We start from the raw sequence: 11,345 nt of genomic DNA, 5'->3' as shown, positions 1-11,345 counted from the left end.
GATGCGCGCATTAAAAGATTTCCCTTCCTGAACAAGCCGGAAACAGCTAGTTTCTGTCTTTATTGTACCTTGATTATTTTCAAAGGAGGATAGGAAGTTGCTAGAGTTGCACCAATAATTAGCGAACGCTATAATAAGACAGTTGATTAAGACGTAATTATTCCGTTTTACGAAAACGGAAGGAGTGAAAATAAATGGAAACACCAATCATCGAGATTGATCAAGTCAGCTATGATTATCCAGATCGCCGGGTATTGAATCAAGTTTCGTTTCAGGTTCAACAAGGACAATTCTTAGCAATCGTCGGGGAAAATGGATCTGGGAAATCGACGCTGATCAAATGTATCTTAGGTTTATTGCAACCGAAAGGAACGATTCGCTTATTCGGACAACCCCAATCGCAATTCAATGAATGGTGGCGAATCAGCTATGTCTCGCAAAAAGCAGCTTCGTTTAACTCGGGTTTCCCGGTAACTGTCGCAGAAGTCGTCGAGATGGGGTTGTATGCTAAAAAAGGACTTTTTCGTCGTTTGTCACGCGATGATCGAGACAAAGTACGGACTGCCCTTGAAACAGTCGGAATGTGGGAACGCCGTGATTCAAAAGTCGGCGACTTGTCCGGCGGTCAACAACAACGCGTCTTCATCGCGCGTGCGCTCGTCAACGATCCAGACTTAATGATTTTAGATGAACCAACTGTTGGTGTCGATCAGCGATACGTGAAAGAATTTTATGAAATTCTTGAAGAACTGCGTCGAGATAAACGGCGAACGTTCGTCCTTGTGACACATGATATCCATTTCGTCAGCAAACTCGTCACGGATGTCATTCATTTGGTCGATGGACGTTTAGGTTGTAACTGTGGCATTAAAGAGTATTGGGAACTAGATGAACAGACGATCCGCTCCCTCTATCCAGTTCCGGGACGTGTCCTCGTTCACGAAGGGAAGAGTGTCCAATGATCGAAGCATTCATGACGTTAAAATTTTTACAGTATGCTTTAGTGGCTGCCATTTTAATTGGATTCACGGCCCCATTGATTGGCTCGTTCGTCGTCGTCCGGCGGATGAGCCTGATCGCAGATGCACTTTCGCACGTCACGTTAGCTGGGATTGCACTCAGTCTCTTGATTTCTGGTATGGTCGCGCAATTAGCGGACTTAAATCCACTGTACTTAGGAATCGTGACGTCGGTCATCGCGGCACTGACGATTGATTGGTTGCGCGCTAAATATAAGCATTTTCAAGAACTCGCGATTCCGATCATCATGGCAACAGGGATGGGGCTCGGTGCGACATTCATTAGTCTTGCGAACGGCTTTTCAATGGATCTCGTCTCCTTCTTATTTGGAACGGTTTCGGCTGTTGCCTTAACGGATGTGTACACGATTCTTATCGTGACGGTCGTGGTCGTCATCTTCGTCTTTGCCTTTTATAAGGAATTGTTGTTCCTCTCATTTGACGAGGAACAGGCACGTGTCTCGGGAATCCGACTTCGTTTAGTTCACATTCTCTTTATGATCGTCGTTGCGCTTGTGATCGCGATTAGTATGCGAATCGTCGGGATTTTACTTGTCTCGAGCTTAATCACGTTGCCGGTTGCGGCAGCACTTCGAATTGCAAAAAGTTTTAAGACGACGATCTTTTTAGCTATCATCTTCGGTGAGATTGCAACAGTACTTGGACTCATCCTGGCTTATCAGTTTGATTTAGCACCCGGCGGAATGATTGTCCTACTTGCCGTGCTCGAACTGATCATCGTCATGCTATTAGAACGTTTTTGGATAGGAGGTAAAACACATGAAGACGAACATCGAACAAGCGCGTGAACGAATGAAGGCTTCTGGGTTTAAAATGACACCGAAACGTCTGGATTTGCTATCGTATCTGTTTGAAGTGAATCGGTATGTCAGTGCGCGGGAAGTGGCAGAAGCTCTCCGGACGTCTCATCCTTCGTTAAGTTATGATACGATTTATCGAAACTTGAATGATTTTTCGGAAATCGATTTATTAGAAGTGACGGAATTAGACGGTGAGATGAAATATCGGGCTGCCTGTGCTTCCGGTCATCACCATCATCATTTGATATGCCGAATCTGTGGCAAGACGGAGACGTTGAATGTCTGCCCGATGGAGTGGATTTCACCTGCTCAAGAGACTGGTTTTGAAGTCGAAGATCATAAATTCGAAATCTATGGACGTTGTGCGAATTGTCAACGCTTGACGTCTTAAATAGAAGGGAACGTCCATTCGGGACGTTCTCTTTTTTGTTTTTATACGACTAGTCCTGATTAAAACGGGAATAGTCGAACAGAGGTGATGAGATGATGATTTATGATACACAGGAAGCACGACAAATTGATGAGTGGGCACGGACATCTGGGCTACCGCTCGAGGTGTTAATGGAGCGAGCCGGAAGTCAGATCGCAACACAGATTAAAACGCGCCATTCGAAGAGGGAACGAATACTAATTTTGTGTGGAACCGGCAATAATGGTGGGGATGGTTATGTCATTGGTCGCGAACTGATACGTGACGGATTCGATGTCACGCTATTCACTCCGTTTGGAAAGAGTCGTTCGGATATTGCAACGATTCATACTCATTATGCAGAAGCGTTCGGACTTGTAGCCGAAAAACCATGTGGTCGATATGATGTCATTTTGGATGCCTTATACGGTACTGGATTTGATCCAGGTCGGATTAATCCGGAATTCGAGGCGCAGTGTACATTCGTATCGGAACAAAAGCAGCAAGGAGCACGCATCTATGCAATAGATGTACCGAGCGGTGTGCCAACGGACCATACTATAGGATTCAAAGAGATAGCGATTCGAGCAGATGCGACATTTCAATTGCATGCGATGAAACGATCTACCTTTTTGATACGGACGGCACCGTTTTATGGAGAATCAGAAACGCTAGATATCGGATTACCGGCTTTTGGTGAATGGCGCGTCTCACCGAAGGATCTGGCTTCCTTGTTTAAGCGGGAACCATACGGTCACAAGGGGACATACGGAACGGCATTATTGATTGGAGGAAGTGACACGATGCCGGGATCCATTCAACTTGCGACACGGGCAGCCCTAAGAACGGGAGTCGGTAAACTACAAGTCGCGACGACGTCACTTGCGAAACAGGGGATCGTCGTCCAAGCACCGGAAGCGATGGTCGTGGACCAGACGTTACCGGCGATTCAGAACGTGCTATCTTCCATATCAGCAGTTGGAATCGGTCCTGGTTTATCGCAAGAAGTAGCCGAAACATGGGTGGACCATCTACTTGAGAGTGATTTACCGGTAGTATTAGATGCCGGAGCACTAATAAAAGAAAGTTACCCAGAACGAACCGCGCCGATCATCGTCACACCGCATATTGGCGAATTCGCTCGGATGACGAATCAGACTGTTGCAAGTATTCAAGATGATCTATTCGGTCAAGCAACTGAGTATGCCGTCTTGCATCAAGTAACTGTCGTTTTGAAATCCCATGTCATTTTAATCGCTAAACCAAATGGAGGTGGGTTTGTCATCTCTGGTGCATCGAGTGGTCTCGCAAAGGGAGGAAGCGGGGATACCTTGTTTGGAATTTTAACGAGTCTCCTTGCGCAACATCCATCAGGAGATGTCGAAAAAACGCTAGCGCTAGGAGCGGAGTGGTATGCGTGTGCTTCAAAACAAGTTGAACGACGATTACATCCAAGTAGTTTGTTAGCAACGGATGTCATCGAAGAGTTAGGACGATTTGGGTTATAGGACAATAAATGTTAGAGAAAAGTCTTCCACGACATGTATGAGGGAAGACTTTTCTTTTTAGGAAAGAATTGACACATTCGATACGATAGGAGTATCATCAAGCGATGTCGAAACCTATATACGAAAAAACTAATGGAAAGGAGGGAAATACATGGAGGACATTGTTCGGAAACAACAATGGTGGATCGGAAATTTTGCCCTTTTCATGATGCTTGTTGGCGCTTTAATCATTTATACGACGACGGAAGAGACGATAAAGAATGCATATTTAAGTCGTTCTGTCATTATTTCATTTTTAGTCCTCATGGGGATTTTTATTTTTTATATCAGTCGACGTAAGATGGACGTGGTGTTGCAAACCCACTTATTGTCCTTGATGTTGCTCGTTTTTCCAATCACTTCGATTAGTTTTTTACCTTATGCGGCGGTCACCGTTTGGGCTAGCAGTTTTTTGTTTTTAATGATCGCTTTGATTTCGTATCAACGAATCATGATGTGGTACGCCATCATCCTTGCCATCGCAACTAGTTTTTACGTCATGTGGAATGCCGATACCGTGACGGTGAAAATTGATCCGACTGATCATTATGGACGAATTGGCATGATTATAATTGGTGTTTCCATCGCCCTTGTCATCAATCACTTGCATATCCGTAATTTAAATCGTTTGAATGATTTGGCGATACAACTACACGATACGGCACGCTGTGACGAAGAAACAGGTGTTTTGAATCGTCAAGGATTGAACGAAGTCGATTTCCCAAGACCTGAAAAACAGCTCATTTTTGTCGGGATTCATTTAGAAAATTATTATGAGTTGGCACGGTATTTTGGAGAAGACATTCAGTCACAAGTGTTACGAGCATGTATTGAACGGCTCAAGCGAAAACTACCTCCTTATCAAGCGTTTGCTCGAATCGAAGCAGGAACGTTATTGATCGTCATGAAAAAGCCGGACAAGGTGGCATGTAAGGAAGCGATGGAAAAATTGAGTCAAGAAATTTCCATACCTTACGAAATCGAAGGGCATCATGTCTACGTCAACATATCCATAGTCATCGATAATGGAGAAGGGGCGACGGACAATCGGAAGCGTCGAGTACAGCAGTTATTGACTGCGCTACAGGAAGCCGCTCAACAAAATGAACGTGTGATGTGCATTGACCAAGCCTGGCGAAAGGATCAAGAATTGCGAGTCAAAGCAGCACAATCATTAGCACAGGCTAATATTGAAACGGACTTTCACCTCGTCTATCAATTGCAGTACGATGTTCGATCAGAACAATTCATTGGTCTTGAAGCATTGGTTCGCTGGAAGACCTCGTTGCAAGGAGCTGATCGACCATCCGTCTTCATCCCGATTGCTGAAAAAAGTGACTTGATGATTCGTCTAGGAGAATGGATTTTTGAGGAAGGGTGTAAGACGCGTAAAGCATTGATCGGTCTCGTTCCGGATGAATTTACCTTATCGGTTAACGTATCGCCACGACAATTGACGAGTGAGTCATTCATGCCATTCATTGAACGAACGCTACTCAAGTATGCACTAAAGCCGCAACAGATTAAGATCGAGATCACGGAAAGTCAGTCGCTTGATTTTGAGAGTCAATCGATTCATCGAGCGCTCAAGCGCATCAAAACACTCGATTTTCCAGTTTCTCTTGATGATTTCGGGACTGGTCATGCCTCGTATCACGTCCTCGAACGTTTATTACCGTTACGTCAATTAAAGATTCCAAAGCAATTCATTGAACAAATCGGAGCATCAGAGAAACGACAATCGATCCTTGAGTCGATTTTTCAATTGAGTCAGTCGATGCATGTCGAATGTATCGTCGAGGGGGTAGAGACGGGAGAAGAAGTACGCATTGCCAAAGAAATCGGGATTCATTTGTTCCAAGGCTACTTCTTCGCTAAACCGGTACCACTCGAAGAAATCATCTGTCTACTACAAAAAACGAATGAAGGAACGATTCATTAATCCCTAAAAAGCCACTTCAGTCCGAACCTTTCGGAGAGAAGTGGCTTTTTCATACAGTATTTATGATTGGTACAGTCGATATTGATTTCGACCTTGTGTTTTTGCTTCATACAAAGCAATATCTGCTTGCTTGAAGACCGTTTCAGCGGGTTGATGATGAGCGTAAGCAATTCCAGCAGATACCGTGATCGATACAGCGTGATCCTGCATGACAAATGGCGTTTGTTGAACGGCTGCCACGATTGTTTCTGCTAAATGAATAGGTTCGTAAAGGTCACAATCTGGAATGATGACGATGAACTCTTCACCGCCATATCGACCAACCGTGATAGGTGCGGGACAATGTTCATTCAATACAATCGAAAAATGGCGCAAGACGGCGTCGCCGCCGGCGTGACCATGTGTGTCATTCACACTCTTGAAGTGATCTAAGTCAAACAAGATGACGCCCCAAGAAGCTCTGTTTTTTTCAAGCGTCGTGACCTTTTCCAAAATGACATGTCGATTCGCAAGCCTTGTTAATTGATCGGTCGAAGCGAGATAGGATTGATAAGAGTAAAGAACAAAATGTTGTTGCAGGAGTAGTGACAAACGATAAAACAAAACGGCTCCGCCAATCGTTAAGATGAAATAAGGAATATAAATCGTCCTCCAGGCATCTACAGGGGAATTACTCGTAATCAGTCGCCAAAGAACAAGTAGAGAACCGACTGTCACGATGGCGGTAAAAAAATATCCTTGCCGTGTAATGAACCGACGACAAATAAATGACAGCATCAAAAAACCGAGTAGCGTCATGACAGAACTAAGTAAGGCATTTATAGAATCGCCATTATTGATTAAAAAACGATAAATCAAAAGCATTAATCCCGTCACTGTGATACTGATGTTACCACCGAATAAAGCGGATAAAGCGAGAGGTAACAAACGCAAATCAATCAGTGCGCCGTTTAGATCAATCGCATGATGCATAAGAAGAATACCGGTGATCCCATTAGCAAAACCAAAATACAGCCGAGTAGATATCATCGAGTCGGGTTGAATCGGTAAACGATCACGAAGCAGATAAAAGGCGAACGTAGAAACGAGAAAAATAATACAAATATTAATAAAAAAGATATTCACTGTAGCAAGCATCATGAAGCACTTCCTATTTTAAAATTTAAAACGAAAATCATTGTAAGATATCTCAGAGTTCAATAACATGAAAAACGGAAAAAACAGCCTAATCGGCTGTTTTAACGAATCGGTGCAAATTTTTGAATCTCTTGAACAGCCTCATTCCATGAAGCGACACGAATAACATTATTCGGTACGGCTTTACGGTTATAAGGTGCGTCGAACAAAATCACAGGGATGAATGTATCTTCTGCAATCTGCACAGCATTCTCTAATCGATCTTCCATAAACAAATCGAGTGATAAATCACGGACGACTTGTACTTTGTCGTGTGATCCCGTCATGATTAAGGAATCAAGAGGAAGTTCATGTTGTTTGATCCACTCTTCAGTTACAGGACGAACGAGTTCCGATCGTGCTGTCACGTAATGGAGATCATATTGCTTCCGCAAATTCCATAAGTGGTGGCGAACATGTTCTTGAGGGATGGACTCACGATAAATTCCTGACTCGTGACCGGAGTTCACCATGTAGTCCCAAAATTCGATTTGATTCATATCCGTATACGTATGCAATTCATATTCAGACGCCTGATTGAAGTCAATCGACGTTCCGAGATGTTTATTCATGTAAGTGAAGCAAGAGGATGGATGTGTGATCGTTCCATCGATGTCGATTCCAATTTTCATTTACAGTCACCCACGTTCTAAGAATTTTTCTTCACTTAGTATAACATAGTCGAAATCGAGATACGAAAAAAGACTCCTCATCAAAGAGGAGCCCTATCTTATACGTGATTTGCTTTTTCGGCTTCTTTTTCAGCCTGTTTTTCGAGGACGATGGCATCGATCTCTTTTTTCAATTCTTCGACCATTGTTGCTTCTGGTACTTTACGAATGATTTCTCCGTGGCGGAACAACAATCCTTCGTTGCGAGCGCCAGCAATACCGATATCGGCTTCACGTGCTTCACCAGGACCGTTGACTGCACAACCAAGAACAGCAACTTTGATGTTCGCTTGGATATTTTCGATATAGTCTTCGATTTCTGCAGCGATCGACATCAAATCGATTTCGATCCGACCACATGTTGGACATGAGATCAATGTCGCAGCGTTGGCTGCGAGACCAAATGATTTCAAGACTTCTTTTGCGACTTTTACTTCTTCGACAGGGTCCGCTGAAAGAGATACACGAACCGTATTTCCGATTCCGCGTGAGAGGATCGCTCCAAGTCCTGCTGCTGATTTTAATGAACCAGAACGAAGTGGACCCGATTCCGTAATCCCTACGTGAAGTGGATAGTCAAACGATTCAGAAGCAAGTTGATATGCTTCAAGCGCCAACTGTACGTCTGATGCTTTCAATGAAACGATGATGTCATGGAAGTCGAGGTCTTCAAGGATCTTGATGTGGTGCAAGGCACTTTCGACCATACCACGTGCTGTTGGATAACCGTATTTTTCGAGAATGTGCTTTTCGAGTGAACCAGCGTTTACCCCAATACGGATTGGGATGTTTTTCGCTTTTGCTGCTGTCACGACGGCTTCGACTTTTTCGCGGCGACCGATATTACCTGGGTTGATCCGGATTTTATCGACGCCAGCTTCGATCGCCATGAGCGCGAGTTTATAGTTGAAGTGGATGTCTACGACAAGCGGGATGTTGATTCGGCTTTTGATTTCTGCAAGTGCGAGCGCATCACGTTCTTCTGGACAAGCGACGCGGACGATTTGGCAACCAGCTTCTTCAAGACGTAAGATTTCAGCGACTGTCGCTTCGACGTCGTGTGTTTTAGTTGTCGTCATACTTTGGATGATGACTTCATTATTTCCACCAATGACAAGGTCCCCTACACGAACGGGACGAGTCTTAGAGCGATGGACCATTTTCGGCATATCGAAAATCTCCTTTTGTGGCATACCGCCATATTGTTTATGTTTACCTTTTCTATCATATCGAACTATTCCCTAAAAATCGAGAAACAAGAACGAAAATCGAACATTTACAATTGTTTAATGAAAGTAAGGCGTCCGTCAATCCGTCGGACGCCTGATTTTGATACTCATCGAGATTTACGTGACGCGCGAGGTTTCGGGGAACGGGCAATCCATAATGGCACCAACGTGTAAATGAAGTGCCCGAGGATGAGTAAAGCAACTCCTATTTGATGATGCCCCAATTGGTAAAGAAGCATGCCAAGGGGGAAGGTCCATAGATTCGTTGCAACCGTATAAGGGAACGTCTGACGATATGCCCATGGACGGGGGAGTAACAGACGAACGAATCCTTTCGTCAGATATGCCATGAAGAGCAAATACAGTAAGACCGCAATAGCGATGAAGATGAAGTGGAGAACGAACCAAATCACGATTGGAATATTTTTTTGTAAAAAGAAGGAATCGATGATCGTCGTCCATAGTGAAATCCAAGCCAATCCACAGAAATACAAAGAAACATCTGATAGACGAAGTCGTAAAAACGAGCGGTTTGGAATTAATGAAGTTTGTAAGTAATTAATGAGTTGACGTAAAAAAGACAAGAATATCACTCTTTCCATTGTTTTATAACAGATTTTTTGGTTTGTCTATTTGTTCATAAATAAAGGAATTATTGTAGTGGTACAGATTAATAAAACCTTAACAATTGGATGTCGGGAAAACTGTTTACAAGTTCATTAGACCTTTACATAATAGGGGGGTCGAAAAAATAAACTTTACAAACACATCAATCCACATCAAATAAAGGAGCTGGCAAGATGAACTATGATTTGCAGGAAATGATTTTTACCTTCATCGGTGGACTTGGGATTTTCCTTTTCGGTATTAAGTATATGGGAGATGGTCTCCAAAAAACAGCGGGAGACCGATTACGTTATATCCTCGATAAGTATACGACGAATCCACTATTAGGTATCTTAGCAGGTATCGTCGTCACGATATTGATTCAATCGTCATCCGGTACGACTGTCATCGTCGTCGGACTCGTGAGTGCAGGTCTGATGAATTTACGACAAGCAATTGGTGTCGTCATGGGGGCGAACATCGGTACGACGATCACGGCCTTTATCATCGGGTTCAATGTTAAAGAAGCGGCACTTCCGGCAATCGCCATTGGTGCTTTCTTGATCTTCTTCTTCAATAAAGAACGTGTTCAGTATATCGGACAGATTTTCTTTGGTTTCGGTGCATTGTTTTACGGTCTCACATTGATGGGGGACGGGATGGCTCCGCTCGAATCAAGTGCCTGGTTCCGAGAGTTGACTGTCTCGATGTCGGATAACCCATTGCTTGGTGTATTCGTCGGAACTATCTTTACAGTTCTTGTTCAGTCGTCATCTGCGACGATTGGTATCTTACAGGAGTTGTATGCTGGTGACATGATCGATATCAAAGCGGCACTACCGGTCTTGTTCGGTGATAACATTGGAACAACGATTACGGCAGTACTTGCAGCACTTGGTGCGTCGATCGCAGCCAAACGGACAGCCGCCGCACACGTCATCTTCAATATCATCGGAACAATTTTGTTCTTGATCGCATTACCAGTGTTCTCAAGCTTCATCGCATGGATTACAGACGCGCTTGGTTTAGAACCGAAAATGCAAATTGCTTTTGCACACGGAACGTTCAATGTCGTCAACACATTGATTCAATGTTGGTTCATCGCACAAATCGCATGGCTCGTTCAAAAAATCGTACCAGGTACGGATACGACGATCGATTCAAAACCGCGTCATCTCGATCAAAACATCTTAAATCAATCTTCTGCGCTTGCCTTAAACCAAGCGAAACTTGAAGTTTTGCGTATGGGTGAATTCTCAAAAGACGCACTTGCAAAAGCACACCGTTACACGCAATCGCATGATAAAAAAGATGTTTCAGAATCCGAGCAGATTGAATATGCGATCAACTACCTGAATACAGAAGTGACGAGTTATCTCGTTAAAATAGCAGCACATGATTTATCAGAACGTGAATCAAACGATCATTCGTTATTGATGCACGCCGTCAATGACTTTGAGCGGATTGGTGATCATGTTGAGAATATCGTTGAATTAATCGACTTCCAGATCGTCAACCGGATTCAGTTCACCACATCTGCGAAGCGAGAGCTTGATGAGATGTATGTCCTGACACAAGAAATCGTCGCTTGTGCGATTCGCGCCGTCGAAGAAGACGATGTCACGCGGGCACGAAAAGTTCTTGAACTTGAAGGGAAACTTGATGCATTCGAACGTTCATTCCGTAAACAGCATGTACTTCGCGTGAATGCTGGTGAATGTACAGGACAAGCGGGAATGATCTTCGTCGACTTACTTTCAAACCTTGAACGAATCGGCGATCACGCGGTGAACATCACGGATCTCGTCCTTGAACAGCGGACAGCATTAATGAACTAAGCGTAGACTTATTTTAAAACAGCTGATTTCGAAAAAAATGAAATCAGCTGTTTATTTTTTTGAAATAGCATATTGACAAGTTTCGTC

General features: G+C 43.7%; 10 protein-coding genes. 6 read left to right on the top strand and 4 right to left on the bottom strand.

Annotated elements, in window-relative coordinates:
* The first annotated feature begins 194 nt into the window (after nt 1–194).
* From BW42_RS07840 to BW42_RS07820, 5 genes are all read left to right on the top strand, one after another.
* Nucleotides 195–962, top strand: coding sequence for a metal ABC transporter ATP-binding protein (locus BW42_RS07840; RefSeq protein WP_035409184.1), 768 nt, complete (start codon nt 195–197; stop codon nt 960–962).
* Nucleotides 959–1,828 carry a metal ABC transporter permease gene (locus tag BW42_RS07835; RefSeq protein ID WP_035409182.1) on the top strand — a complete coding sequence of 290 codons (870 nt, stop codon included), beginning with the start codon at nt 959–961 and terminating at the stop codon, nt 1,826–1,828. Before BW42_RS07840 ends, BW42_RS07835 begins: the two co-directional genes overlap by 4 nt.
* Nucleotides 1,800–2,231 carry a Fur family transcriptional regulator gene (locus BW42_RS07830; RefSeq protein ID WP_035409180.1) on the top strand — a complete coding sequence of 144 codons (432 nt, stop codon included), beginning with the start codon at nt 1,800–1,802 and terminating at the stop codon, nt 2,229–2,231. Before BW42_RS07835 ends, BW42_RS07830 begins: the two co-directional genes overlap by 29 nt.
* Before the next feature lie 95 nt (nt 2,232–2,326).
* On the top strand, nt 2,327–3,757 hold the full coding sequence (locus BW42_RS07825; RefSeq protein ID WP_035409177.1) for a bifunctional ADP-dependent NAD(P)H-hydrate dehydratase/NAD(P)H-hydrate epimerase: 1,431 nt from the start codon (nt 2,327–2,329) through the stop codon (nt 3,755–3,757).
* Nucleotides 3,758–3,908: 151 nt separating this feature from the next.
* Complete coding sequence (locus tag BW42_RS07820) at nt 3,909–5,738, top strand: GGDEF domain-containing phosphodiesterase (protein ID WP_035409175.1); 1,830 nt, start codon at nt 3,909–3,911, stop codon at nt 5,736–5,738.
* Between the two features lie 60 nt (nt 5,739–5,798).
* Here BW42_RS07820 and BW42_RS16025 read toward each other — a convergent pair whose 3' ends face one another.
* The 4 genes from BW42_RS16025 to BW42_RS07800 form a co-directional block, all read right to left on the bottom strand.
* Nucleotides 5,799–6,878 (bottom strand): diguanylate cyclase, encoded by a 1,080-nt coding sequence (locus tag BW42_RS16025; RefSeq protein ID WP_052019071.1) that lies wholly within the window; start codon nt 6,876–6,878, stop codon nt 5,799–5,801.
* Between the two features lie 98 nt (nt 6,879–6,976).
* Entirely contained in the window at nt 6,977–7,546 is a 570-nt protein-coding gene (locus BW42_RS16425) for a hypothetical protein (protein ID WP_231496878.1), read from the bottom strand.
* 98 nt (nt 7,547–7,644) lie between these two features.
* A complete protein-coding gene (ispG, locus tag BW42_RS07805; protein WP_035409173.1) occupies nt 7,645–8,754 on the bottom strand; it encodes a flavodoxin-dependent (E)-4-hydroxy-3-methylbut-2-enyl-diphosphate synthase in 1,110 nt (369 codons plus the stop codon).
* 167 nt (nt 8,755–8,921) lie between these two features.
* Nucleotides 8,922–9,407, bottom strand: coding sequence for a hypothetical protein (locus BW42_RS07800; protein ID WP_035409172.1), 486 nt, complete (start codon nt 9,405–9,407; stop codon nt 8,922–8,924).
* Between the two features lie 207 nt (nt 9,408–9,614).
* Here BW42_RS07800 and BW42_RS07795 point away from each other — a divergent pair, with 207 nt between their 5' ends.
* Nucleotides 9,615–11,258: a Na/Pi cotransporter family protein gene (locus BW42_RS07795; RefSeq protein ID WP_035409170.1), complete on the top strand. Its 1,644-nt coding sequence runs from the start codon at nt 9,615–9,617 to the stop codon at nt 11,256–11,258.
* Nucleotides 11,259–11,345: the final 87 nt, after the last annotated feature.

This window comes from Exiguobacterium sp. RIT341, from assembly GCF_000632205.1.
GTDB lineage: Bacteria > Bacillota > Bacilli > Exiguobacteriales > Exiguobacteriaceae > Exiguobacterium_A.
This window is presented reverse-complemented; position numbering and strand designations above follow the sequence as displayed.